We start from the raw sequence: 25,244 nt of genomic DNA, 5'->3' as shown, positions 1-25,244 counted from the left end.
ATCCAGAGAAGCTAAAAAGTCGATCGAGTAGAAGTATTTCGAGCCGAAAGAATCCGCTCGTTGCTACCCCTTCTCTGGAGTCTCAAACCCAAGAACTTAGCAATCTTTTATCCCGAAAAATTAGCTCCGAACCAGAAACGTTAAAATTTCTTCTTCTAGTCCTTTAAGCTTGAGCGGACCGAGGGCAATAGTTTCATTCTCCCCAAGAAACTCAGCCACAACAGCCGAAATCAGAATCGTATTCGGCTGCGTCACCTCTTGCAAGCGAGAAGCCAAATTAACCGCAGGTCCGATCGCCGTATAATCCGATCGCTGATGGCTGCCAAACATCCCCACCACGACTGGCCCTTGGTGAATACCGCAGCGAAACTGTAATAGCGGCGGCCCCTCGCCGCCCAGCAAACCGCCCTCCTGCCAGCGCTGATTGAGCGCTTCTAGCCTCAAAAGCATCCTGCGAGCCGCCGTTACCGCCCGTCGAACTTGCTCTTGGGGACTCAACTCCTCCGGCGCGCCGAACAAGGCCACAATCGCATCGCCCACAAACTTATCGACCGTTCCTCCTGCCGCAAAAATCTCCTCCGTCATCGCCTCCAAATACTCATTCAACAGCGGTGCGATGCGGTGCGACTGGAGGGTATTGGAAAGCGGCGTAAAACCCACGATATCGCTAAACAACATCGTTACTACGCGCGGTTCCGGCTGTAAATCGAGAGCGAGTTCTCCCGCTGCTGCCCGCTGAACCATTTCTTGGGGCAAAAATCGAGAGAGTACCGATTCAGTCAAATACTCATTCAATTGTTTGATGCGCTGCTCGTTTTCCTTCAGGGATAATAAGTTGCGAACTTCTGCCAACAACTCGCGATCGTTAAACGGCTTAGCCAGATAAGCATCCGCGCCTTTCTCCGTTCCCGCAACGCGGCTTTCGTCATCCGCTTTTGCCGTCAATAGAATAATCGGCGTTCCTTTTAACTCCGGATCCTCCCGCGTTAAGCGAATCAAATCCAGTCCCGATACCTTGGGCATCATCAGATCGGTGACAATCAGTTGAGGGCGGCGTTCTTGCAGAACTTGCCAGCCTTCCTCGCCATTGCGCGCCGTACAAACGCGGTAGTTTTCCCGCACGAGAATCTCGCAAACATAAGCGCGCATATCCGGATTATCTTCCACCACTAACAGTAGCGGTAGAGCGGCAGAAGCCGCCGAAAGGGTAGAGGTTTCCGGCGAGTTACTGGCTGCCATTGCCTCATCCTGTTCGAGATCGAGCAGTTCTGCCTCCAAATCTGCTAATTCCACGGCAGCGCGCGCCGTCTCAACCTCTAGCACTTCTTCAACAACTCGTTCGCTCGCCAGATGAGCTTTCCCGCAGGGCAGCCAAACCGAACAGGTCGTTCCGTGGGGAAGTTCGGAATGGGTTTCGTCTGATTGCACCGACTCAATGCTGACTTTCCCCCCGTGTAAATCGACCATTTCTTTGACCATTGCTAAGCCCAGTCCCGTCCCTTCGTAAGAGCGGGAAATCGAGCCTTCAGCTTGGCGAAAGCGTTGGAAGAGTTGGGGAATTTGTGCCGCAGCGATCCCGATGCCCGTATCCCGAACTTGCAAGCAAACGCCCTCTCCCTGCGGTGCTACGGCGATGGTAATTTTGCCGCCGGGGGGCGTAAATTTCATGGCGTTAGACAGCAAATTGTAGATGACTTTATCGAACTTTTCGAGGTCGAGATAAACCGGCGGGCAACTTTGTAAATCGGTTTGCAGAATTAAGTGCTTTTTCTCGCAGTAGGATTTAAAACTGGCAGTAATTTGCTCGATAAAATGGCCGAGGTTGCAAGGGCGAAAGGTGGCTTGCATTCTGCCAGCATCGAGGCGTTGCAAATCGAGTAATTGGTTGACGAGGCGCAACAGGCGGCGAGAATTGCGCAGGGCGATGAGAGAACTTTCTAAGGATAAGCCTTGAGAACGCGCTACGGCAGATTCGAGCGGGCCGATGGTGAGGGTGAGGGGAGTGCGCAGTTCGTGGGAGATGTTCTGGAAAAATTCTGTTTTCTGGCGGTTGAGTTCCAGGAGGCGTTCGGCTTGCTCGCGAGTGGTTTGGTAGAGGTTGGATTGTTGTACGGCGATCGCAGCCTGGGAAGCGATCGCGCGGGCGAGTTCGATTTCTGAGGTTAGCCACTGCCGAGGGGAACGGCTCTGGCGCAGGGAGATGCTGCCAATAATCTCGCCATCGACGAGTAACGGGACGACGAGGAGCGCGCGTGCTGGCAAGCGTAGGGGCAGGTCTCCGCCCTTCATTTCTGCTGCTGATTCGAGGTCGCTGAGAACGACGGGGTAGCGATCGCGCATTAACTGCTGGAGGACGGGATTGCTCGCGATCGGCACTTGCGATTGAGGCATATCATCGGGCAAAGGCGAATCGCGCTCGTATAAAGCGACGCAGCGCATTAATTCATCTTCTTCAGTCCACAGCGACAGCGTGCAGCCATCGACTTCGAGGCTGCGACCTAACTGCTCTGCGATCGCTGAAAATATCTCTTGCGGTTCCAGGCTAGAACGGATCGCATTGGTAATTGTATTGACTAACGTCTCTCGCTGTGCTAGTGTCTGCACCTGCTCGTAGGCTCGCGCTTGGGAAATCGCTAAGGCCGCTTGGTCGGCAACCATCACCGCCAGTTGAATGTCATCATCTTCCCAAGCTTGGGGACTGCCGCAGTGATGAAGTCCGAGAACGGCTACGAGTTGAGTTTGAAACAACAAGGGAACAATAAGGGTGGAGGCAATATTGGCCTCGGCAAAGGCAACAGCCGCTTTCTCAACAACGCGATCGCTACGGGCTACATCGTCAATGACTTCAATTTGGTGGGTTTCCCAAACCGTATGTTCCCATTTCGGCTCCTTAGCACCTGATTCAGCCTTGCCATCGTTTGCTTGGTTCTGATGGATAAAGACTTCCGGGGTCAACTGTTCCCCATCAAAAGGGCGCAGAATACAACTATCAATTTCTAAGACTTGACCCAAAGAGTCTACGATTGTTTGCAGCACTTCGCGTAACGGCGACTCTCCGGAACTTCCATACTGCGCGTTACGAATCGTATTCATGATGCGATTGAGCAACGATTCGCGGCGCAAACTGCGTCTCAAACCCTCAGTGCGCTTTTTCAGAACGTTATGCGTTTCAATAGCTTGTCGCACGACTTCCTTGAGCGCTTCCGGCTCCCAAGGTTTGGTAACGTACCTAAAAACTTTACCGCTATTGATTGCCTCAACTAAATCTTCGACATCGGTATATCCCGTCAAGATAATCCGCATGATATCGGGATATTGGACGGCCGTTAAACTGAGAAATTCCGTCCCACTCATCATCGGCATTCGTTGGTCGGAAACAATCGCCGCAATGTCGGGTTCGCGAGCAAGAATCTCTAGCGCGTCCGGTCCGCTTTCTGCCTGAAGTACGCGATACTCTCGATAAAAAGTTCGATAAAGCAACTCCAGGTTATCGACCTCATCGTCCACTACCAAGATTTTAGGTTTTCTCGGTCTTGCTCTGACGCTCCGCTCTGGGGTGGCTTGCATTGCTTGGGGAACGGACTGGGAGTCTTCCTCTAGTCCAGTCCGTTTCCGTTGGTTTCGATTGACAACATCTGACATCATGAGTCGGTAAGTACAAATCCATCACGTCGAGCATTCTATTTGAGCGAGAGTTAAGTATTCCCAAACATGAGGCTTGACGAGCAACAGTTAAGGCTGTCCTCTGGGCGAGGCACAAGGCTACTTCAATTCTCAAAGCTCCCGATATAATAATAACTTTCCCAAAGTCGAGCAAAATATAATTTAGGAGCGCGCGGGATTTCTAATTTTCGCTACCCGTGGTGCGATCGCGGTTACACTATCTCAAGGTTGAGTTACGCTCATTTTTCCTACCGTCTCAATACGATCCCAATTATTTTGGAGGGGTTAGTGGATTCTTGTTTTTCTGAGTTCGATATCGATCCTCCAACATCGAACGCTCGCTTAGAGGCAGATTGTCAGAGCGAACTCTCCGCTCGAGAAACCTCCATCACCATCCGCAAAGCGTGCAACCAAGATTTAAACGATTTAGCGGAAGTTTTGGCGCAGAGTTTTCATCCTTCGGTTGGTTTGATGGCTTGGGCTTATCCGATTTTAAAATTAGGAATTCAGGAGGATTTGCGGGGGCGCTTGCAAGAAGGTTCTGCCCAATATGTTTGTTTTGCGGCGGTTCTTTCGCGCCAAGGCACGAAGGATAACCCGACGCTCAGCACTCCTAAAGTTACTGGTACAGTAGAACTAGCTGTGCGTTCTGCAATCTTCCCCGGCAGTTCTCGTTATGCCTATATTTCTAATTTAGCAGTCAGTCCTTTTTATCGGCGGCAGGGAATTGCCCGCAAGTTGCTGGCTAACTGCGAACCGGCGGCTCGCGCTTGGGGATTTCGCGAAATTTATTTGCACGTCCTAGAAAATAACGATCGCGCCCGCAAGCTTTATACCAGCAGCGGCTACCGGCTGCACCGCATCGAGTCGAGTTTGTTCGGGGCTTGGTTGAAGCGTCCCCGCCGCTTGCTGCTGCGCAAATCGTTGTTAATAATTGACAATTGATAATGGATAATTGACAACGTTGAGGAACTCAGAAGTTGAAGGGTTAGCCTTGGGTCATTCCCTCTCTCGAAACCGAGATTTGCGGTTCTGAGTCCGGGTTTTCGGCATTTCCAAATCTCGTTCGGCTCTGAGCAACGAGTAGTGTGATGTTGCGAAAAAAGACTCGGCATCAACAGATCGATTAACGTCTCCGAACGTTATCAATTATCAATTATCCATTGTCCATTGTCCATTATCAATTATCAATTATCCAAGTCGTTATCCATTGTCCATTATCAATTATCAATTATTTAAGTCGTTCTGGTGTAAGTTCCTCTACGTTCTTCAGGACGATTTCAGCCCCGGCTTTTTCCAACTCCCGCGCGTAGCTTTCGGCGCGTTCCCCTTGGATGTGGGGCGGCAAGACTCCCACGCCAATCCAGCGGCGAGTGGGGCGCAATTCCCGCGCTTTATTAACGGTATACATATCGGCGACGGTATCCCCAACGTAAAAAACGGGTTCTTCTGCTGTCGTTTCTAACTGTTCTACGGCGGCGAATAAGCCCGTCGGATCGGGTTTTCCCGGTGCGTCTTCCATTGCAATCAAAACGGGATTATCTAGCCCCAAACGCTTCTTGAGGACGTATTCAGCAGAACCCCGCGTCGCCCCGCTGAAAAATCCCCAGGCAATTCCAGCTTTACTTAAATTTTCCAAATATTCTGCTTGCAATAATAACGGTTCTGTGGTAATGTAGCCATCCCAATTTACGGGATCGGAACCGCGATAGCGAGATTGAAAGTAGGCGATAAGAGTGTTGTAGTCGGGGGTGAAGGTTTCGCGATCGCGTCCTTGACTTTCTCCGTAGCGGGCGACGAGTTCCTGGGATGCTGCCCAGTCGTTATTCCAAATGCCTTCGGATTTCAAGCGATCGATTTCCTCCATTGTCGGGCGGTAGGCGCGATCGCTAAAATGCTCCACGGTATCCGCGATCGCGCGCCGGTAAGACCCCCCCACATCGCGCACCACGCCGTCTATATCGAAAACCAGAATGCTTGCAACCATAATACTCGTGGTACAATGATGTATTGTTGTTTTTTCGGAATTTCCGAACCGATCCGTCGGAGGTTTAATTGTCAAGATTTCTTTTAAAAGTTTGCTGGTTTGATAACAACGTTGCAGTTGCCGTCGATCAAGTCGTCGGAAAAGGAACCAGCCCCCTCACCAAATATTTCTTTTGGCCTCGCGATGATGCTTGGGAACAACTCAAACAAGAGTTAGAAGCCAAACATTGGATTACCGAACTTGAAAGAGTCGAACTCTTAAACCAAGCCACTGAAGTGATTAACTACTGGCAAGAAGAAGGTAAGCGCACGCCAATGTCCGTCGCTCAAGATAAATTTCCTGAAGTGGTCTTTACCGGCAGTAATTAATCCTAGTTATTTCGATTAATTTCGATAAAGATTCGGATAATTTGTTAGTTAAGGGGGCAGATGTTTAAAAATCTGCCCGTTTTTTTGCGATCGCTAAATCTTGACCATGCCGCCCGCAGCTTGAAACAAAGCGCGAGACTTCTTCAAACCCTGTTCGGCTTTAATTTTTTCGGCTTTTTTATCGCTGCTTTGCGATTGATTGAAGCGATTTTGCGCTTTTTCGTAAGCGGCGCGCGCTTTTTCGAGGTCGATTTCGTCCTCGCGTTCGGCACCGTTCACCAAAATCGTTACCGTGTCGTCTTCAACCTCGGCAAATCCGCCAAAAAGCGCGATCGAAACCCACTTTTTATCTTGACGCAGGCGCATCACGCCGGTATCCAACGCCGACAACAGCGGTGCGTGTCCGGTTAAAATCCCCAACTGCCCCGTCGTACTCGGCAAGATCGCTTCTTGGGCGCTATCGTCCCAAACTGTTTTATCAGGCGTAATCACGCGAACCGTTAAAGTCATACCGATTTTAGAAGTTTAATATTTTCCAGTTTTAGAAGCGGAAGTGCGGCAACAAACTCGTTACCTTCGCACTTCCGCATGGGGTTGATTAAGCTTTTTTGAGCTTTTCGCCCTTCGCTTTCACTTCGTCGATATTGCCGACCATGTAGAACGCTTGTTCCGGCAGGTCATCCAACTCGCCCGCAAGGATCATGTTGAAACCCTTAATCGTATCTTCAATGGAGACATACTTTCCGGGAGAACCGGTGAAGACTTCAGCTACGAAGAACGGTTGCGAGAGGAAACGTTCGATTTTGCGCGCGCGGTCTACCGTCAAACGGTCGTCTTCCGATAATTCATCCAGACCCAGAATCGCGATAATATCTTGCAATTCTTTATAACGTTGCAGGGTGGATTGCACCGCGCGAGCCGTTGCATAATGCTCTTCACCGACGATCGTGGGTTGTAACATCGTACTGGTAGAATCTAACGGATCCACCGCCGGATAAATCCCTTTAGAAGCCAAACCGCGAGAAAGCACCGTCGTTCCATCCAAGTGAGCGAAGGTGGTTGCCGGGGCGGGGTCGGTCAAGTCGTCGGCGGGAACGTAAACTGCTTGAATCGAGGTAATCGAACCTTCTTTCGTCGAGGTGATACGCTCTTGTAAGTCGCCCATATCCGTCCCTAGCGTCGGCTGATATCCCACCGCAGAAGGCATCCGACCGAGGAGTGCGGACACTTCCGAACCCGCTTGTACGAAACGGAAGATGTTATCGATAAACAGCAAAACGTCTTGCTTGTTAACATCGCGGAAGTATTCTGCCATCGTCAGCGCCGACAGACCCACGCGCATTCTCGCTCCGGGGGGTTCGTTCATCTGACCGTAGACTAGCGCGATTTTCGACTTGCTGCGATCGTCGGTATTGATAACGCCCGACTCGATCATTTCATTGTAGAGGTCGTTTCCTTCGCGGGTGCGCTCGCCCACGCCGCCGAACACCGACACGCCACCGTGTTGCGTTGCGATGTTGTTGATTAGCTCCATCATAATTACGGTCTTGCCAACCCCAGCACCGCCAAACAGACCGATTTTACCGCCGCGACGGTAAGGCGTTAACAAGTCGATAACTTTAATGCCGGTTTCAAATACTGAAGGTTTTGTTTCCAGTTCCGTGAACTTCGGCGCAGAACGGTGGATGGGGAGCGTGTCATCGCTGCTGACCGGACCCAAGTTGTCTACGGGTTCGCCCAAAACGTTGAAGATTCGACCCAAGGTGGAAGTTCCGACGGGAACGCTAATCGGAGCGCCGGTATCCATTGCGTCCATACCGCGCACGAGACCGTCAGTGCTGCTCATTGCTACGGAGCGCACTTGGTTGTCTCCGAGGAGTTGCTGCACTTCACAAGTGACCGCGACATCTTGCCCTGCTTCGTTCTTGCCTTCGATTCTCAGAGCGTTGTAAATTTGCGGCATCTTGCCGCTCGGGAATTCTACATCGACCACTGGGCCGATGATTTGGGTAATTCTGCCAACGTTAGTTTTTTCTGTTGTGGCTACCATGCTGATGTTAATTTTTCGCTTAGCGATAGTTTTAAAGCGGGGGAGCAGTCTTAAGGAATTATGAAGATTGCCACATAACAGATTACCATCGGATGGAGTGTTTTTCGCAGTCCTTGGAGGGGAGGGCGCAATTGTATTGATTCTGTCAACCGTTAGGGTTCGCAGCCCTTGAAGGGGAGGGTTGAGCGCGATCGCGAATTCGGAAAGCGCGATCGCGCGTTTTACGGTTTTGGCGGGGATGTAATGTAGTGTTATCGGGCAGAGGCTTGCAGGAGACTTCTCCACGCCTTGCTCGAATTTCAGCCTCTCTCTAAGTGGCAGTCGAACTCAAGTCGCTAACGCAAGCGGAGCATGAATGTGGCAGTCTTTCGGACAAATTCTCAAGCAAGCTTGACAGCCGATACAGTATTGCTGGTTCGCAACCGTCATGACTTTGCGCTCGATTTCATCGTCGTCTTCATCCTCTACAAACTCTCCGTCTTCGTTGAGCGCTTTTAAGGTCAAAACATTGCGACCGCAGACCTTAAAACAGCGCCCGCAGCCAAGACATTTAGTAATGTCGATATCTTGAATAAATTGAGGGATCCAATTGAGTCCTCCATGAGTTAAGCCCGTTAATTGTGCCATTTTGATGTTCTCCTAATGGTTGTCGATTGTGCTTAAACAGGGGCGATCGCGTCTAGCTTCTCACCCCACTCGGAATAAACCCAATTTCCGAGCGAAGTTTCTTACCCGCGATCGCGCGATTGCTATGCCCAGACTGACACATCCGAAGACATCGACTTTTAAATACTAATTCTTTTTCCCACTTTGATTTTACTTCATTCGAGGTGTTGAAGTTTGTAAAATATGACACAATTATTTTTAAATTTAAAAAATTTCACAACGCAGAATATTGAACTTCAAAATCCGAATTTTCGACTTCCGATTTCCTTTCCCCTTCTGAAAACAGTAATAAACGTTCTGAGTGCAGTTGAACGAACCAAGGAAAAGGCAAGTTTTGTAACATTGCCCATTTCTCTTTAAAAACTTCCGCCTGTAAATGATAATCGTGGGGACTGGTAGGCGAAGAATTAAGCTTAAGAAAAAGCGTCATTCGATGCGGCGTTTCGCTGGTGGCGGTTAACCAACAGGGGAAAGTATTCTCAGCGCTGGGAATGTCGGTAAAAATGAGTTGATGGGCGCGCAAACCGAGGTGGGAAAAACTTTTGGGGATGGATTCTGCGACTTGGAGCGTGCAGCCCCAATCGATAGCGCTGACTTGGTGGGGCGCAACGGTAACGGCGCGGGAGAAGTTTTTGCAGCCGGTGAGTTGAGCGATGCTGAGGGTACGCGGATGGGTAAAGATGACTTGTTTTGGGGCTTGCTGAACGAGATGTCCGCGCTCGATAACGGCGAGGTTGGGGCAAAGGCGGTAAGCTTCTTCGAGGTTGTGGGTGATGAAGAGGGTTACGCCCCGGTAGTGCGCGAGACGGGCTACGAGGAGTTTTTCGATTTGGTAGCGCAGGTGCGTATCGAGGGCAGAAAGGGGTTCGTCAAACAGGAGGATTTCTGGTTCGCTGGCGAGGGCGCGCGCGAGGGCAACGCGCTGCTGCTGTCCGCCGGAGAGTTGGCAGGGGTAGCGATTCCCCATTCCTTGTAACTGAATAGCGGCGAGTTGCGCTTCGACGCGCTGTTTGATGGCTAAGCGAGACAAACCTTTTGGCAAACCAAAGGCGATATTTTCGGCGGCGGTGAGGTGCGGGAAGAGGGCGTAGTCTTGGAAGAGAACTCCGACGCGGCGATCGCGACTGGGTAGGTTAATCTTAGCTTCAGAGTCGAATAATACTCGTCCGTTGAGGACGATTCTACCGCGATCGGGCGTTTCTAACCCAGCAATACAGCGCAAGAGCGTACTTTTTCCCGCCCCCGAAGCTCCCAGAATTCCTAATGGTTTGCTACCGGTTTCAAAAGAAATATTTAAGTAGAAATTTGGCAGTTTTTTCTGAATTTCAACGGTTAGTTGAATAGCAGACTCTTCTTCTGCAAAAGAAGAATTAAGGAGTTTGGGTGATAGGGAGTTAAAAAGCGATTCCCCTAAATCCCCCTTATTAAGAGGGACTTCCGAACGATAGTCGCTCTCCTGCCTTTTAGGAACAGTGCGAGCGGTAGGGAAAAGACGAAGAAAGCGAGCAAATTTACGCCTTAAAAAGTTTTTCGATCTTCTCCTCAAAAATTTAAACTGAGAATTTCCGGAATCCGTCCAAAAATTCATTGCCAAAATTGCCCCTAAAGAAATTGCCAAAATCGCAAGAACCCAAACTAAAGCTACATCCATCGCCCCGCTTTCGGCGGCGAAATAAATTGCGATTGGGATAGTTTGGGTTTTGCCGGGAATGCTGCCCGCCACCATCAATGTCGCGCCAAATTCGCCCAAAGCGCGAGCAAAGGAAAGTAGGGTTCCGGCAATTAATCCCGGAGTCGCTAAGGGCAGAAGCACGCGCCAGAAAGCGGTTGTTTCGGAAGCGCCCAAAGTCCTGGCACTGGCGAGGAGGTGGGGATCGATTTGCTGGAAAGCAGCGAGGGCGGTTTTGTACATGAGGGGGAAGGCGACGACGGTAGCTGCGATCGCGGTAGCAGACCAACTAAACAGCAGATTTACGCCAAAATGCTCCAAAATTTGCCCGAGGGGGCCGTTTTTGCCCAAAAGCAGCAGTAGAAAAAAACCAACGACGGTCGGCGGTAAGACAAGGGGTGCAGTGAAGAGAGTATCGAGTAACCCTTTGCCTTTACCGCGATAGTCGAACATCCAGCGCGCCGCTGCAATGCCGAGGAAAAACGCGATCGCGCTGGCCGTGAGTGCGGTTTTCAGTGAAATCCAAAGGGGAGAAAGATCGAGGGGCATAGTCATTTCAGTTATCAGTCAACAGTCATCAGTTATTGAGGTTTGCGTGCGACGACATGAAAAATGTGCCAATCTCGTTCTTCTCCGAGGGGAGTTGTACCGGGATGTTCTTCTTCTTCGAGCATTTCTACGGTGAAGAATTGAAGGAGTTGTTCGATTTGCGATCGCGTTTGAGGGTGAATCCAACCCTTCGCCGCCCAAGAGTCTCGTTCCCCGAAGAAATGTCCGCAAAACCGCCCGCCGGGACTTAATGCCGCTACAATTCCAGCCCAAATACGGGGAAATTCTAACGGCGAAGAAAAGGGCAGAGAAAAACTGGCATTAATCAGATCGATGTTGTTGGGAAAGGCGAAGGTTTCAAAGCGCTCGACTTGCGTTTTTAAGCGTGCAGGATCGATGTCGGTACGATCCAGAAGGCGCGCAATTGCCTCGGGTTGCGCGTCAACCGCTAAAACCTCCCAGCCACAGCGCAACAGTTCCACCGTATCGCGCCCGTCGCCGCAGCCCAAATCGAGCGCTAATCCGGGGGTTTTAAAGCCTTTTAGGGCTTTGAGGAGCGTATTACGAGGCGGGCGGTTCGCGATCGCATCGTAGTAAGCTTCCCAATCTTCTGCAAATTTTTCTTTTGAGTCAATCGGAGTTTTCATGCACGTTTAAAGCCATATTTCTCAAACATGGTTTTTGCTTCGGGCGATGAGAGAAATTGTACGAATTGTTTGGCGGCTTCGATGTGCTTGCTAGCTTTGATAACCGCGATCGGATAGACGATGCGAGCGTGGGAATTCGACGGCGCAATTTCAACAATTTTGACGCGATCGGAAGTTTTAGCATCGGTTTCGTACACGATCCCCGCTTCTGTGTTGCCCGTTTCCACATAATTTAAAACTTGGCGCACGTCTTTTGCATAAACAGCTTTTGCTTTTACGGCATCAAACAGCTTGAAAAACGTTAGCGTTTCTTTAGCATATTTTCCAGCCGGAACGCTCTCCGGTTCTCCCAGTGCAATTTTTTTTGCGGCATCGCCAGGTAAATCTTTAAAACCCTTAATCTTGGTATTCTCTTTGGGGACAATTAAAACCAGTTGATTCGTTAACAAATCCTGACGGGTTTCATCGATCAGCAACCCTTTCTTTTGCAAGTTATCCATTTGTTTGGCTGCTGCGGCAACAAACACATCGACGGGCGCGCCCTGCTCGACTTGTTGCTGGAGAGAACCCGACGAACCGAAATTGTACGCGATCGCCGTTTCGGAGTTTTTGGCAAGATAAACTGGCTTTATCGCTTCCATCGCATCCTTTAAACTTGCTGCTGCCGATACCGTTAATTGAACGGTTGGAGGGGTATTGCGAACAACGTTAGGTGTCGTGGTTAAGCGCTCGCAGGCAACTGTTAAGAAAAAAGAAATAGTTGCTATTAATAAGAAAGCCAAAAATCGAGTTTTCTTCATAATTAAAATGTTCATTGTTTGTCCTTTACACAATACAGCAATATGCTAATATAACGTAACTTCAATTTTCAAATGGAGAAAGCAATGGAAATCAGCGCTCGTAATACAATCAATGGAAAAATTACAAAGCTCGTTATGGGGGCAGTTAATGCTGAAGTAACCCTCGAAATCTCCCCTGGTATCGAACTTGTATCGATTATCACAAAAGCTTCTGCTGAGAAACTCGATCTTGCGGAAGGGAAAGAAGCGGTTGCAGTTATCAAATCCTCGGATGTGATGATTGCCGTTTAGCGTTTATTCCTCTATCAGATGCTAAGAGCATTTAATAAAAAGCTCTTAGCATTTAATAAAGCTTTATTTCTATCTAAAATAAAAACATCGCGTACTATGATTGACAAAAATACAATATTGCTATCCTAAAGGGCGATCGCGTGCGGCAATCCAATGTAACTCTAGCCAAAAGCGGAAATCATCTTGCTTTAGCCTTGAGAGTGGGTCGCGAATAATGCGATTCGCATTGAGGAAAATCACCTCAACAAGTCCCATATTCTCTGCAATATCTTTTAACGCATTCTGTTTGGACAAAAGCTCGCTCCTACAGTTTTCAGGATAGTAAATTACTAGGTAGTAGATTCGTTTTTTCTGTAGCTTAAGGTTACAATCAATAATTTTGATATAGCAGCGAGCAAGAATTTCTTCGACTGAAGGGTAATATCGCTCGACCAATTGAATGAATTCATTTTCCAGAGTTTTCCGACTAATCATCATTAGTCCTCCCGTACCAGTCAAAATTAAGGGTCTTTACAGTACCAAGCTTGAATGCAAGGATTTTCCAAATTTTTGCATTTTTGTTGAATCGCACGCCACGCAATGTTATGGGGATTTCGGAGTTGGCAACTTTCTTCTACGAACGGGCAATATTCCTCGATTTTTGTACAAAACTTTGGCTTCACGATGAATATTTCTACGGTTTGGTCGGGGGCGATCGCTGGTTCGATGTGGCTGGGATACAGAAACTCACTGTAATCAGCTAAATTATCGAGTCCGAGCAAGTTTAAGTAGATTTCAGTTGCCAACCAAAATCCAGTTTTTCCGAATAAGATTGTCCAATAGACGCGCATCGGTTTTAACCTTTCTATATGAGCGGAACAAACCCTCGCGATCGCGTCATTATTAGCATTTCGGATACAAAGTTAGCGTTAAACTATTTCTTCAAACGAGATAAGCTTCTTGATGCGTCCGAATCGTACAATCCGAACGGGGATAAGCAACGCAAAGAAGAACGTATCCTTTCTCCATTTGTGCGTCATCTAAAAAACTTTGGTCTTCTTGATCGATTTCGCCTTCTTCGAGTCTGCCGACACAACTCGAACACGCTCCCGCGCGACAGGATGAAGGTAAATCTAGGTCGTTTTCTTCGGCAGCATCGAGGATATATTGGTCTTCTGGGATTTCAAGCGTAACCTCCCATTCTGACGGTTTTTTCTTCTTGCCTTTAATGAGATGAACTTTGTAGGTTGCTGTCATAATTTCCTTCTTAGTGAATAGGGACTGGTGGAACGGCACTGATTTAAGATGGGTAAATGCTGACTACTCTACGAAATATCTACGGTCTTAAACCAGTACCATTGAAGAGTGAAGTGTTAACTACAGGGAACAGCAGACGGAGTACAATCTCCCGCCGAAAAAGACTTGCCGCAGCCGCAAGTATCTGTTGCATTCGGATTGGTAAAGGTAAAACCCGTATTCATTAAACTTTCAACGAAATCGATAACTACACCTTCTAATAACGGCGCGCTTTTCGGATCGATATAAATCGTGACTTTATCTTGCTCGAACTTTAAATCGTCTGGGCTAGGTTGACTGACAACATCGAGAGCGTATTCATAGCCCTGGCAACCGCCGTCAATCGCGGCGACTCGCAGCCCCTTTTCAGTTGATGAAGAATCTCCACTTCCTCTTAAGAAACTCCGCAGACGAAAAGCAGCTTTTTCAGTCAAAATAACGGTCATAATAAACCTCCAAAGAAATACTAATGTTGGCAAAACTTTTATCGCTTCGCGCCCAATTCCAACAATTCGATCGCGCGGTTTCCCTCCGATTTTCTGCGCTTGCCGCATACCGGGCAATCGGGATCCTTGTAGGTGCGAAGTTTGTTAAACTGGGCGCTAGCTAAGTTCATGGTCAAAAGTTGACCGGAGAGGGGTTCCCCAAAATTTGCGATCGCTTTAATACCCTCCAGCGCCGCCAAACAGGCCAGCGTACCGGAAACCGCGCCCAGCACCCCAAATGCCCACTTATCCCAGTCGGGTTTTTCGGGAAACAAACAAGATAAACAAGGCGTTTTACCGGGGATTATTGTCGTCAGATAAGCATCCATTCCATTCATGGCTGCTTCAACCATCGGTTTTCCCCACAAAACACAGGCAGCATTCAACAAATCGCGCTCTTCAAAGCTAAACGCGCAACTCAACACAACATCTGACTTCTTCACCAAATCATCGACATTTTCTGCCGTAATAAATTCGGGAATGGCTTCGATTTGTACGTCGGGATTGATTTGGGTCAGCGTTTCTTTTGCTTTAAAAACTCTCGGTTTGCCCACCCAATCGCGCGTCATTAACACCTGACGATTGAGGTCATCTAAACGCAAGTCGCCACCGCGAACTAAAATCAATTTTCCAATCCCAGCCACGGCGAGATAAAGCGCTACGGTTCCGCCCAAACCGCCAACGCCAGAAACTAAAGCCGTTGAAGATTTTAAGCGTTCTTGTCCTTCTTTTCCGAAGCCGGGAAGTTGCATTTGGCGTTGATAGAGTTCTAGTTCTGTCGGTGTTAACTCCATTACTATTTAATCCTCTCCTGCGGCACGAGCGAGGTCTTCTAACGAGACAAAGTTTTTCGGTTTTTGTTGGAATACCTTAAATAATTTGGTTTCCAAGGGGCTAGCCGTCTCGAACAGTTGGTAAGCTTCCGTGAGAGCTTCGCCGTACTTGCTTAACTTTTCCGTTTCATTGAGGTCGGAAAAAACGCGATCGACTTCTTCAATTAACAGGGAAAACTGTTTTAAAATGTGTAGCCGATTAATGTTGACAAACTCGCCGTTGTAAGGTATGCCAAAAAATCGTAAGTAATCTTCCGCATCTGCTAATTTTTTGAAGTCCGACAACGTTTTAGAAGCGCTAACTGTCATTGTTCTGTCTCCTGAGATTTGAGTTGTTTCTTCAATCGGTCGAGTTCGCGATAGATTTCGTAAGTTTTTGCCGCTTCTTCGGGAAGTTTTTCCCAATCGACTGGCAAACCTTCCGCAAGATCGTGCAAGTCCATTTTCATTTGACCGGCTTTGCTATTGAGGCGCTTGATTTTCGCTTTCAGTTCCTCAATAGACTGGGGAATTACTGTAGATTCTGTTGATGTGGGCATAGATTATTGCGATGGGGCTGGGGAAATAGGAATTGGTAGTTAAGAGCCGGAAATAAGATTAAATCTTACCTTCGCTGCCCCTCTCCCAATTTTGAACTTTGAATTTTGAATTCCCTCCTCACGCATCGGCAGCATCGGGAAAAGCTTTGAGATTTTTCAATCCCGATTGAATTAATTTGTCGCCTTGATCGGCGAGTTGTTCGAGGGAATTAAACCCAAAACGTTGGACATCCCGAAGCGTGCGATTGACTAAAATTAAGCGCCCCGTCCACACAATTGCCCAGCCAAATCCTTCGTGGCTGAGATCGATAACCACTTGGCAAAGTTTGCCGGTTTCCTTTTCAATTGCTGCTGCGACCGCGCGGTAAAAACAGAGAACTCTCAGTTGAGTTGCAGCATCGACATCGCCTTCAACGGATATTTTTCGCTTTTGTTCTTTGCTGACGATAAATTGTTTTAGCACTAATTCATCAGGCCAACTGCGATAAACTCCGTAACGATCTTGGGCGCGAACTTGTAACACGAGAGCTTGCAAAAATTGGCTTTCTGCCAGTTGAGAGGGTTGGATTTCTGGGGAAGCTAGTACGGTCATAGTGTTGAGTCCTTATTCTTCTACAAAATTTGTAACTTTGTCTTGTTGGATAGCTTTACGCAGCCACGGCGGAGGATTGCCTTTGAGGGTTTTAACTAAGTGTTCTAAAACTTGGGTAATTTCATCCTCTTCGCTGCGAGATTTAATGGGGGTGACTCTTTTATTAATGAGTCGTGCCGCCGCGCCGCCGCCGATCGCGGAAACGTAAACGAGAGTACAATCGATTACGGCTTCAACCTTGGGGACTAATTTATCTTCATCGCCATCTTCTTTAAGGTTGCCGTCAAAAGTTACGGTACTCAGGAAGTTATAGCCTTCAGGAGATACATCGTAAACGTCAATATTTTTTGCCCAGCCAAAGTGAGAGTTAATGTGGACGTTATCGCTGGTTGCAAAGGCGACTTTCATGGTCTTTCTCCTTTAGAATTCAAAGTATCGGTAGGTTTTGTTCAAAGCGCTGTTAATCTCGGTTTCGCCGCGATCGCGTAACTGCTCGATCGCGGCAAACTGAAAACAGTTAACATTGCGCAGTAAATCGGACAAAACAAGCAAGCGATCGCAAAAAATCAAAACCGAACCGAGATCGCTCGAATTGAGATTGATAAACAGTTGTTTCTGCTTGCCCGTTATGCGTTCGATTTCTGCCGCTACCGCGCCGTAAAAAGCCGAGATCCGCGATCGCGAATCGAGGGTTTCTCCTTCATTAGTCAGAAACAATTGAAGAATGGCTGAATCGGAGGTGTGCTGGAATAATCCCAAGCGATCTTGATGGCGAACCTGTTGCACGAGCGCTTGTAAAAAGAAGCTGTTGCGGGCGCGGCGCGGCTTTTTTCGAGTCGAAAACGATCGCACCGTCGGTAGCAGGGAAAGTTTCGGTTTGGGGGGGAGTGTTGCAGTTTTACTCATGGTTGACATCCTAACTATTGAGGGAACAAAGGTTTTAGGAAAACCTGCCCGGATCGAGCTTATTAATGATAAAGAGAATGGGCTTCTTCTCGTTCGAGAAAAATATTGCCAAGATCGAACAAAAACTGCATCGTGCCGCGATATCCTACCCAATAGCGCTGTCCGTTGCCCAAGCGATCGAAGATGGGATAACCCATGCGATAGAGGGGAATATCGAGAGTTTTAGCGATCGATTTGGCGTTGGAGTTGGCAATCAGCAAGTCAGAACCGGGCGCTAAATTTTCCAGGTCGTCTAAGTCGCCAACAGTGACAGAATCGACGGGCAAATCTTCTAATAAAGGAGATGCAGTTGTGGTGACTGCCGCTTGAATTTCTGCCCCCATTTCGTGCAATAACCAACTGGTTTGATAGAGAAGATCGGGTTCGAGGGCTAAAGAAATTCGCTTGCGACTAAAGTAGAAGTGGGTATCGAGCATCGCATCCTGCAACTGGCGGCGGGCGCGATCGCAACTGGACGGAATTCTGCCCTGCATTGACGCGATTTGCGCCAGTTTCCAAGCAAAGCGATCTGTCGCTTCCAACCCCATTAAACGCGGGAAAACTTCGTAGGGCGTGCCAAACTTTTGCTCCAGGATTTCCGCCGCCGGACGCAGACTTTCCCCGATCGCCAGCGTAAAGCTAGAATTGCTTAAGTTGCGAAGCTCCTCTAACGTCGTACCGTCCGTCGTCGTCGCGCTGAACTCGTCGGCTAAATGTCCGTCCAGCGAACCGGACAAATCGGGAACCGCGATCGCGTTGAACCCAAAAGAAGCGACAAACTGCTTGATTTCCGCCACATCCCCCGCCCCCAGCAGCGAACCCGCTAGAATCGTCACCTGCGGGGCAGTAGTGCCTTCCTGCGTCGCCTTTCCGTAGTCTCCTGCAACGATTTGCGCTACCGTCGCCGCATAGCCTTCCTGCAACGCGCCCTTATAGTCGGGAGTCGAAACGAAAACAATCGGCAGCGAATCGAGTTCGGGGTGCGCCTGACGCAGCGATCGCAGAATTCCTTTCATATCATCTCCGCGCGTTTCTGTCAACCCTGTTGTCAGCAATCCGATAATTTCCGGCTTTGCCTTCTCCACCAGCGTCAGAATTGCCTGTTCGACGTTATCTTCGCCGCCCAAAATCGTTGAAACCTCCATCATTGCCGTAGTTGAAAGCGGAATCGCTTCGCGGAAATGACGCACTAAAAGCACTTTGGAAAAAGCAGTACACCCCTGGGAACCGTGAAAGAGAGGAATCGTTCCTTTCAGCCCCAAAAAGGCAAGAGATGCACCCAACGGCGAACTTACTTTGAGGGGATTAATCGCAACGGGTTTTCGAGTAGCAAGAATAGCAGTCATGATAATGAATGATGAATAATGAATGATGAAGGGTGAAGGGTGAGGTAAGTAGGGGATAGGGAATAGGGTTTAGTTGAGAGGCGGGAAGGTGAAAGAGGAGTTTAGATTGTGCTTGTCAAAGGCGACAGTTGTGGAGTAACGGTTCATGGCGAAGAAGAATTATTGAAAAGCAATTACTTTTTTTTCCGTACCGAAAACAATCAACTTAATTAACCCTTCACTCCCAACTATTCACTATTCACTATTCACTACTCCCAAGGTGCTGGCTTACGAACTTGCGCCCAAATCGGACTGTGTAACGCTTCGTCGAGTTCTTTTGCCATTTCAACTAATCCCGAATATCCAGCGTAAGGATGGTGGCGTTCTTGGTTGATATCGAGGAAAGGAATTCTTGCTTTTAGCGCTGTGTATTGATTGCGCCCGCCCGCAACTAACATATCGGCTTTAGTTTTCGCGATCGTTTTCAGCAATTCTTGGGCGTTTCCTTGCGCCATCATAATCCCATCTTTGCTCAACAAAGCTTTAATCCGCGCTTTATCTTCTTCGGTACTTTTCTTCGTACTGCTCGCGACAACTTCCATCCCTAAATCGCGCGCAGCCGAAATAATCGACCAACTTTTTACGCCGCCGGTATATAAAACCATGCGTTTTCCTTGCAAGCGGGCGCGGTAGGGCGCGAGGGCAACATCGAGCTTTGCCGTTTCTTCAGCAATCAGGTTTTCGACTCGTTCTTTTAGGGCGCGATCGCCAAATTTTTCGGCAATATTTCGCAAACAGCGATTCATATCTTCCACGCCGTAAAATGACTCTTCCAGATAAGGAATACCGTAGCGTTCCTCCATCTTTTTGCCCATATTAATCAGCGCCTTCGAGCAAATAATAATATTCAGTTTGGCGCGGTGAGCGGTACAAATTTCTCGATAGGTTGCATCGCCGGTAATTTTCGCTAAAACACGAATCCCCAGCTTTTCAAAGAGCGGTAAAACATTCCACAACTCTCCCGCAATATTGTACTCGCCGATAATGTTAATATCGAAGGGAGTTGTATACTCCGGTTCTGCCGTGCCGATCGCGTAATCGAGCAGCGCTTCGCCCCCCAACTTATTGCCTAAATTCTTACTGCCGACAAAACCCGGAGAATGCACCGGAACGACGGGCGTATTAAACGTTTGGGTTGCTTGTTCGCACACCGCCGTTAAGTCATCTCCAATCAACGCCGTGACGCAAGTAGAATAGACAAAAACCGCCGCTGGCGAATAGCGATCGACAATTTCTTTAATCGCTTTATAGAGCCGTTTCTCGCCACCAAAAATAATATCATTTTCCGTTAAATCGGTCGTAAAACCGAGTTTGTAAGTTTTTGCCCCTGACGACAAACTACCGCGACCTCCCCAAGAATTTCCCGAACAACCCAGCGGTCCGTGAACGAGATGGGCGACATCGGTAATCGGAACGAGGGCAATAGAAGCGCCGTCAAAAGCACAACCCCCTTGGGCTGCACCGGGTTTTGCCTGTTGTTTGCAAGACTTATTTTTTCCGGTCTGTTCTTTGTGATGGTGGTGTTCGCAACCCGCACCTTGAAGGAGTTCTGCAACTTTGCTTTTGACGTTCATAATCCTTGTCTCGATCGCGATTGAATTATATCTTTACCTCTGAAAGGACGTTCTCAGTAACGTCCCGCGCTCTCTCAGTTGAGAAATCAGAAAGTCTGTTTTTAAGCTGTTTCTTCAACAGCTTCCAACTCTTTTCTCAAACAACCGACAATAAAGCCAGTTTCAAGGAAATGAACCGAATAAATATAGGACGTTTGTAAGTAAGTGCCGATGCCGACGATGTAGCCGATATCGCCTTTTTTTGCCAGGTGGTAGCCAATATCTTTACCGGGAAAAGTACCATCGTTACGCAGGACTTTTCGGGTTTTTACCTTCTGCTCTAAATCGAAAGCTGGGGGTTGGTCGAGTTCCATTTCATTGAATGACACGATCGCTCTCCTTGAATTCAAAACTTGAAAAAGTCGGGTTTATTTCTGAAGATTCAATGCTCTGACGCTCCCCCTAAATCTCCCTTAACAAGGGGACTTTAACGCTTAGCCCCTTCCCATTCCCCCCTCTGGAGTAAGGGGAGAATGGGGGGATCGTTTCCTAACGAATCAAGTCGAAGGAAATATCCGTCTTCGCGGGGATAATCGTATTGCGGTCAAGCTCATCGAGGATAGTATTAACAACCCAATTGAGCATATTCAACGCGCCTTGATAGCCCAGCGTCGGGTAGCGGTGCAGATGGTGGCGATCGAAAATCGGGTAGCCAATCCGTACCAACGGCGTATTCGTATCCCGCCACAGGTACTTGCCGTAAGAATTGCCGATTAACAAATCGACCGGTTCGGTGAACATCAAACTCCGCAAGTGCCAGAGGTCTTTCTTGCCCCAAACCGTCGCATTCTTGCCGTAAGGACTCGATTCCAGCAAGTTTTTCGCTTCGATCTCGAACTCGTCGTTGCTGTTGGTGACGACAATGTGAACGGGTTCTGCGCCCACTTCCAGCAAGAAGGTTAGCAGCGTCATTACGTGGTCGGGATCGCCGTACAGCGCCACGCGCTTGCCGTGCAACCAAGCCTGCGAATCCGTCAGCGCATCAACCGCGCGCCCGCGTTCGGCCTCCAGTTCCTTGGGAATCGGCTTGCCGGTTATCGCCGAAAGCTTCATCAGGAATTCATCGGTTCCGCGAATGCCAAAAGGACGTAGGTTGTAGGTGGTTTGCCCCCATTCCTTAGCAATGTAGGCTTGAGTTTTGGGCGTGGTGTACTTCTGGAAGAAGAAGGAACCTTCAGCATTAATCGAGTCTGCCGCATCTTCAAGCGTTGTCAGCCCGTTGTACATCTGGAACTCGCCAGTATTGGGCGAATCAAAAGTATCGGAGTTATCCGACAAGATGGTGTAATCAATGCCGAACAGATTGAGAATCCGTTTTAACTCGCGAATGTTGCCGATGTAAGGATCGAAGCCCAGGTTAAAATTGAGCTTGCCGTTCGTCGTTTCCTGCTTCTTGCCCGCTGTCAGACATTCAAGGATGCCTTTAAGCATATTGTCGTAACCCGTGATGTGGGAACCGACAAAGCTGGGCGTATGAGCGTAGGGAACGGGATAATCTTTGGGAATCGACCCTTCATTTCTGGCGTTTTGGATGAATGCGCCCAAGTCGTCGCCAATGACTTCTGCCATGCAGGTGGTGCAAAGGGCGATCATTTTCGGTTTGTAGAGGGTGTAAGCGTTCGCTAACCCGTCAATCATGTTTTTCAAACCGCCGAATACGGCTGCATCTTCCGTCATCGAAGAAGAGACAGCTTGGAAGGGTTCTTTGTAGTTGCGAGTGAGGTGGGTGCGGAAGTAGGCAACGCAACCTTGAGAACCGTGGCTGTAGGGAAGCGTACCTTCAAATCCGGAAGCGACGAAGAGCGAACCTAAAGGCTGACAAGCTTTCGCGGGGTTGATGGTGAGGGCTTCGCGATCGAAGTTTTTCTCGCGATAGTCCCAAGTTTTCGTCCACTCAGCAATGCGGGCCACTTCTTCAGGGCTATGCGCGCCTTCAAACTGGCGTTTGTACTCGAAAAGGTCTTGGTATTCGTCGGTGTGGAATAGGTCGAAATGGTCTTGAATCTTGCCCGCGTTTTCGGTGTTGGGAACGTCGGGCGTGGTGGGCGTGATGTCTGCATTCTCAGTCATGAGATTCTACCTCTGTGGGGAATGGGGGCAGTTCGATTTGTCGTTCGTCGTTCGTAGGTTGGGCGAAGTGCAACGCAACAAAAGCTTGTGGAGGTTCGGTTTCGTGCTTCAAGCCAGGGAACCCAGCAGGCGTAGTGCCTCCCCAACCTACAACAGCAGGGCATTATGCGGCTTGCCAGGGCGTGTTAATTAAGCCCCAAGTCGGGTTATTAATCGCGAGATCCATATCGCGGGCAAACACTGCAAAGCCTTCATAGCCGTGATAAGGCCCGGAGTAATCCCAGGAGTGCATTTGACGGAACGGCAGCGCCATTTTTTGGAAGACGTACTTCTCTTTAATCCCAGCAGCAATCAAATCGGGATTCAGTTTTTTGGCGAATTCCTCGAATTCATGACCGCTGATGTCATCGTAGATGAGGGTTCCGTCTTCAGCGTAATCGGCGGTGCGCTTGTAGTCGTCGCCGTGACCGAATTCGTAGCCCGTGCCGATAACTTTCATGCCCAAGTCTTTGAATGCGGGGATAACGTGGCGGGGGCGCAGTCCGCCGACCATCAGCATGACGGTTTTGCCTTCTAAACGCGGGCGGAAGCGTTCGACGATCGCGTCCATCTGGGCTTGATGTTCGGCAATCACTTGCTCTGCCTTAGCTTGAATGGTTTCGTCGAATTGCGCGGCAATCTTCCGCAAGGATTCGGCGATCTGGGTCGGCCCGAAGAAGTTATACTCCAGCCAGGGAATCCCGTACTTCTCTTCCATGTGGCGGCAGATGTAGTTCATCGACCGATAGCAGTGGATGAGGTTCAGTTTGGCTAGCGGAGTCATGACGACTTCGTTAAACGTGCCGTCGCCGGAGAATTGGCAGATAACGCGCAAGCCAATGGCTTCAAGCAGTCGGCGGCTGGGCCACGCATCGCCACCGATGTTGTAGTCGCCGATAATGTTGACATCGTAGGGGCCGGGTTCGTAACCTTCGGGGGTTTGTCGGTATTCGTCGGCCTTGGGCAGTACCCAATCGCGCACCGTATCGTTAGCAATGTGGTGTCCGAGCGATTGCGAAACGCCTCGGAATCCTTCGCAACGGACGGGAACGACGGGTTTATTATATTCTTTCTGCTTTTTACGCGCGACGGCTTCGATATCGTCCCCGATTAGCCCGATGGGACATTCGGATTCAATCGTCGTGCCTTTGCTGAGGGGGAATAGCACTTCCAGTTCGTCGATGAGTTTGGCGAGTTTCTTATCGCCACCGAAGACGATATCGCGTTCTTGGAAGTCGGAGGTAAACTGCATCGTCCCGAAGGTGTCAACGCCCGTGGTGCCGATGTAGTAGTTGCGACGACCCGACCAGGAGTAGTAGCCGCAGCCGACCGGACCGTGACTGAGGTGAATCATATCTTTCACCGGCCCCCAAACCACCCCTTTCGCTCCGGCATAGGCGCAACCGCGAGTCGTCATTACGCCGGGAACGGATTTGATGTTGGATTTTACGCCGCAATCGGATTTGCCTTCTTCGTAGACATTGAGGTGTTTTCCGCGCCGTTTGGCTGCCTTCTCTGGATAGGCATCCAGTACCTCCTTAATCAGTTCTTTTTTGTCTTCTACAGTAGTCATCGGATTCTCCTTTTTAGCGAGCAGGGAACAGCGAAGCGGGCAGAAAGCAGGGAGGGAATTGCGTTACCAGTGCGAGCATTTCGCTCGTAATGCAAGGATGGATTCGGTCTGGAATCAGCCGATGTCTCGTGAGGACGAGCGTCTCGCTCCGCAGACAAGATGCCTGCACTGGGTTGGCTTTTGCATCCTCCCCCGCCGGAAACTACACGGTAGCCGGGACTTTTTGGTCTTGTGCGATGATCTTTTGATACTCTTCTTCGCCGCCGAGGATGCCGAAGTCAACCAACAGTTCTTCGAGTTCGTCCATCGTGATGGGAGTCGGGATTACGAGGTTCTTGTTGTCTTTGATCTTGGCGGCGAGTTGACGATATTCGTCTGCTTGCGGGTGGTCGGGGCTGTATTCCAGAACGGTCATACGACGCAGTTCGGCTTGTTGCACTTGGTTGTCGCGGGGGACGAAGTGAATCATCTGGGTACCGAGGCGGCGAGCTAGTTCTTCGATGAGTTCGACTTCTTTGTCTACCTTGCGGCTGTTGCAGATTAAGCCACCCAAGCGCACGCCGCCGGAGTGAGCGTATTTAAGAATGCCTCGCGCGATGTTGTTGGCGGCATACATTGCCATCATTTCGCCGGAGGTGACGATGTAGATTTCTTGGGCTTTGCCTTCCCGGATGGGCATGGCGAAACCGCCGCAAACAACGTCACCCAATACGTCGTAAGAAACGAGGTCTAGGTCTTCGTAAGCGCCTTCTTCTTCGAGGAAGTTGATGGCGGTGATGATGCCGCGTCCCGCGCAGCCGACTCCGGGTTCCGGACCGCCGGATTCAACGCATTTGACACCGAGATAGCCTTCGAGCAGCACTTCTTCGAGTTCGAGGTCTTCTACTGCACCCCGTTCTGCGGCTAAGCTGAGAATGGTGGTTTGGGCTTTGGTGTGTAGCATCAAGCGGGTGGAGTCTGCTTTGGGGTCGCATCCTACGATCATGATCCGTTGACCCATTGCTGCTAGTGCGGCGATCGTGTTTTGGGAGGTTGTGGATTTACCGATACCGCCTTTTCCGTAAAATGCTATTTGACGCATAATGAATCTCTACTTTTTGTGTGAGTTGAGTGGGTTTGGGTTTGAAAAAAAGGGGAGTTGAGGAGCGGCGCGTTTGACAGAACAATCGGGGTTAAGAATTAGCAAGCGATGCAACAGTCTGGGA

Annotated in this window: 27 protein-coding genes; 3 read left to right on the top strand and 24 right to left on the bottom strand. The window is 49.3% G+C overall.

Annotated elements, in window-relative coordinates; translation table 11 throughout:
* Window positions 1-120: 120 nt before the first annotated feature.
* The gene (locus tag H6G50_RS09020; RefSeq protein WP_190715492.1) at window positions 121-3,567 is read right to left on the bottom strand and encodes a response regulator; all 3,447 of its coding nucleotides are present in this window, start codon (window positions 3,565-3,567) and stop codon (window positions 121-123) included.
* A gap of 384 nt (window positions 3,568-3,951) precedes the next feature.
* Here H6G50_RS09020 and H6G50_RS09015 point away from each other — a divergent pair, with 384 nt between their 5' ends.
* On the top strand, window positions 3,952-4,608 hold the full coding sequence (locus H6G50_RS09015; protein WP_190715361.1) for a GNAT family N-acetyltransferase: 657 nt from the start codon (window positions 3,952-3,954) through the stop codon (window positions 4,606-4,608).
* A gap of 286 nt (window positions 4,609-4,894) precedes the next feature.
* Here the strand turns inward: H6G50_RS09015 and H6G50_RS09010 are convergent, their stop codons facing one another.
* Window positions 4,895-5,650 carry a TIGR01548 family HAD-type hydrolase gene (locus tag H6G50_RS09010; RefSeq protein ID WP_190715359.1) on the bottom strand — a complete coding sequence of 252 codons (756 nt, stop codon included), beginning with the start codon at window positions 5,648-5,650 and terminating at the stop codon, window positions 4,895-4,897.
* Between the two features lie 68 nt (window positions 5,651-5,718).
* On the opposite strand from H6G50_RS09010, the gene H6G50_RS09005 reads away from it, so the two are divergent.
* The gene (locus H6G50_RS09005; protein WP_190715357.1) at window positions 5,719-6,018 is read left to right on the top strand and encodes a 30S ribosomal protein PSRP-3; all 300 of its coding nucleotides are present in this window, start codon (window positions 5,719-5,721) and stop codon (window positions 6,016-6,018) included.
* A gap of 93 nt (window positions 6,019-6,111) precedes the next feature.
* On the opposite strand, the gene atpC is transcribed toward H6G50_RS09005, so the two are convergent.
* The 6 genes from atpC to modA all read right to left on the bottom strand — a co-directional run bounded on the left by atpC (window position 6,112) and on the right by modA (window position 12,414).
* Window positions 6,112-6,528 (bottom strand): ATP synthase F1 subunit epsilon, encoded by a 417-nt coding sequence (gene atpC / locus H6G50_RS09000; protein WP_190715355.1) that lies wholly within the window; start codon window positions 6,526-6,528, stop codon window positions 6,112-6,114.
* A gap of 88 nt (window positions 6,529-6,616) precedes the next feature.
* Window positions 6,617-8,068 (bottom strand): F0F1 ATP synthase subunit beta, encoded by a 1,452-nt coding sequence (gene atpD, locus H6G50_RS08995; protein ID WP_190715490.1) that lies wholly within the window; start codon window positions 8,066-8,068, stop codon window positions 6,617-6,619.
* A 327-nt stretch (window positions 8,069-8,395) separates the two neighbouring features.
* Window positions 8,396-8,695, bottom strand: a complete 300-nt coding sequence (gene fdxB / locus H6G50_RS08990; protein WP_190715353.1) for a ferredoxin III, nif-specific — start codon at window positions 8,693-8,695, stop codon at window positions 8,396-8,398.
* 253 nt (window positions 8,696-8,948) lie between these two features.
* Window positions 8,949-10,952: a molybdate ABC transporter permease subunit gene (gene modB / locus H6G50_RS08985; protein ID WP_199302777.1), complete on the bottom strand. Its 2,004-nt coding sequence runs from the start codon at window positions 10,950-10,952 to the stop codon at window positions 8,949-8,951.
* Between the two features lie 32 nt (window positions 10,953-10,984).
* Window positions 10,985-11,599 carry a class I SAM-dependent methyltransferase gene (locus H6G50_RS08980; protein WP_190715351.1) on the bottom strand — a complete coding sequence of 205 codons (615 nt, stop codon included), beginning with the start codon at window positions 11,597-11,599 and terminating at the stop codon, window positions 10,985-10,987.
* Window positions 11,596-12,414 (bottom strand): molybdate ABC transporter substrate-binding protein, encoded by an 819-nt coding sequence (gene modA / locus H6G50_RS08975; protein WP_242032762.1) that lies wholly within the window; start codon window positions 12,412-12,414, stop codon window positions 11,596-11,598. Before modA ends, H6G50_RS08980 begins: the two co-directional genes overlap by 4 nt.
* Before the next feature lie 69 nt (window positions 12,415-12,483).
* Here modA and H6G50_RS08970 point away from each other — a divergent pair, with 69 nt between their 5' ends.
* Window positions 12,484-12,690, top strand: coding sequence for a TOBE domain-containing protein (locus H6G50_RS08970; protein WP_190715349.1), 207 nt, complete (start codon window positions 12,484-12,486; stop codon window positions 12,688-12,690).
* A gap of 120 nt (window positions 12,691-12,810) precedes the next feature.
* Here H6G50_RS08970 and H6G50_RS24075 read toward each other — a convergent pair whose 3' ends face one another.
* The 16 genes from H6G50_RS24075 to nifH all read right to left on the bottom strand — a co-directional run bounded on the left by H6G50_RS24075 (window position 12,811) and on the right by nifH (window position 25,120).
* Entirely contained in the window at window positions 12,811-12,984 is a 174-nt protein-coding gene (locus tag H6G50_RS24075; RefSeq protein ID WP_242032761.1) for a hypothetical protein, read from the bottom strand.
* 206 nt (window positions 12,985-13,190) lie between these two features.
* Complete coding sequence (locus H6G50_RS08960; RefSeq protein WP_190715518.1) at window positions 13,191-13,520, bottom strand: hypothetical protein; 330 nt, start codon at window positions 13,518-13,520, stop codon at window positions 13,191-13,193.
* Between the two features lie 91 nt (window positions 13,521-13,611).
* Window positions 13,612-13,926, bottom strand: a complete 315-nt coding sequence (locus tag H6G50_RS08955; protein ID WP_190715347.1) for a 2Fe-2S iron-sulfur cluster-binding protein — start codon at window positions 13,924-13,926, stop codon at window positions 13,612-13,614.
* A gap of 116 nt (window positions 13,927-14,042) precedes the next feature.
* Complete coding sequence (locus H6G50_RS08950; RefSeq protein ID WP_190715345.1) at window positions 14,043-14,411, bottom strand: iron-sulfur cluster assembly accessory protein; 369 nt, start codon at window positions 14,409-14,411, stop codon at window positions 14,043-14,045.
* 38 nt (window positions 14,412-14,449) lie between these two features.
* Window positions 14,450-15,244, bottom strand: coding sequence for a HesA/MoeB/ThiF family protein (locus H6G50_RS08945; protein WP_190715343.1), 795 nt, complete (start codon window positions 15,242-15,244; stop codon window positions 14,450-14,452).
* A 6-nt stretch (window positions 15,245-15,250) separates the two neighbouring features.
* Window positions 15,251-15,592, bottom strand: coding sequence for a nitrogenase-stabilizing/protective protein NifW (gene nifW, locus H6G50_RS08940; protein ID WP_190715341.1), 342 nt, complete (start codon window positions 15,590-15,592; stop codon window positions 15,251-15,253).
* Window positions 15,589-15,822, bottom strand: coding sequence for a CCE_0567 family metalloprotein (locus H6G50_RS08935; RefSeq protein ID WP_190715339.1), 234 nt, complete (start codon window positions 15,820-15,822; stop codon window positions 15,589-15,591). Before H6G50_RS08935 ends, nifW begins: the two co-directional genes overlap by 4 nt.
* A 118-nt stretch (window positions 15,823-15,940) precedes the next feature.
* Window positions 15,941-16,414 carry a NifX-associated nitrogen fixation protein gene (locus H6G50_RS08930; protein ID WP_190715337.1) on the bottom strand — a complete coding sequence of 158 codons (474 nt, stop codon included), beginning with the start codon at window positions 16,412-16,414 and terminating at the stop codon, window positions 15,941-15,943.
* Window positions 16,415-16,426: 12 nt separating this feature from the next.
* Complete coding sequence (gene nifX, locus H6G50_RS08925) at window positions 16,427-16,822, bottom strand: nitrogen fixation protein NifX (RefSeq protein WP_190715335.1); 396 nt, start codon at window positions 16,820-16,822, stop codon at window positions 16,427-16,429.
* Between the two features lie 12 nt (window positions 16,823-16,834).
* Window positions 16,835-17,320 carry a DUF269 domain-containing protein gene (locus tag H6G50_RS08920; RefSeq protein ID WP_190715332.1) on the bottom strand — a complete coding sequence of 162 codons (486 nt, stop codon included), beginning with the start codon at window positions 17,318-17,320 and terminating at the stop codon, window positions 16,835-16,837.
* Between the two features lie 62 nt (window positions 17,321-17,382).
* Window positions 17,383-18,705, bottom strand: a complete 1,323-nt coding sequence (gene nifN, locus H6G50_RS08915; RefSeq protein ID WP_190715331.1) for a nitrogenase iron-molybdenum cofactor biosynthesis protein NifN — start codon at window positions 18,703-18,705, stop codon at window positions 17,383-17,385.
* Window positions 18,706-18,953: 248 nt separating this feature from the next.
* Window positions 18,954-20,318, bottom strand: a complete 1,365-nt coding sequence (nifE, locus tag H6G50_RS08910) for a nitrogenase iron-molybdenum cofactor biosynthesis protein NifE (protein WP_190715330.1) — start codon at window positions 20,316-20,318, stop codon at window positions 18,954-18,956.
* A gap of 101 nt (window positions 20,319-20,419) precedes the next feature.
* Entirely contained in the window at window positions 20,420-20,686 is a 267-nt protein-coding gene (locus H6G50_RS08905) for a nitrogen fixation protein NifZ (RefSeq protein ID WP_347239909.1), read from the bottom strand.
* 160 nt (window positions 20,687-20,846) lie between these two features.
* Window positions 20,847-22,427, bottom strand: a complete 1,581-nt coding sequence (gene nifK, locus H6G50_RS08900; protein WP_190715327.1) for a nitrogenase molybdenum-iron protein subunit beta — start codon at window positions 22,425-22,427, stop codon at window positions 20,847-20,849.
* A 163-nt stretch (window positions 22,428-22,590) separates the two neighbouring features.
* The gene (nifD, locus tag H6G50_RS08895; protein ID WP_190715325.1) at window positions 22,591-24,039 is read right to left on the bottom strand and encodes a nitrogenase molybdenum-iron protein alpha chain; all 1,449 of its coding nucleotides are present in this window, start codon (window positions 24,037-24,039) and stop codon (window positions 22,591-22,593) included.
* Between the two features lie 202 nt (window positions 24,040-24,241).
* Window positions 24,242-25,120 carry a nitrogenase iron protein gene (gene nifH / locus H6G50_RS08890; RefSeq protein WP_190715324.1) on the bottom strand — a complete coding sequence of 293 codons (879 nt, stop codon included), beginning with the start codon at window positions 25,118-25,120 and terminating at the stop codon, window positions 24,242-24,244.
* Window positions 25,121-25,244 lie beyond the last annotated feature (124 nt).

Origin of the sequence: Oscillatoria sp. FACHB-1406 (genome assembly GCF_014698145.1) — a bacterium.
GTDB lineage: Bacteria > Cyanobacteriota > Cyanobacteriia > Cyanobacteriales > Spirulinaceae > FACHB-1406.
Note: the sequence above shows the minus strand (reverse complement) of the source record. Positions and strands in the feature narration are given on the sequence as shown.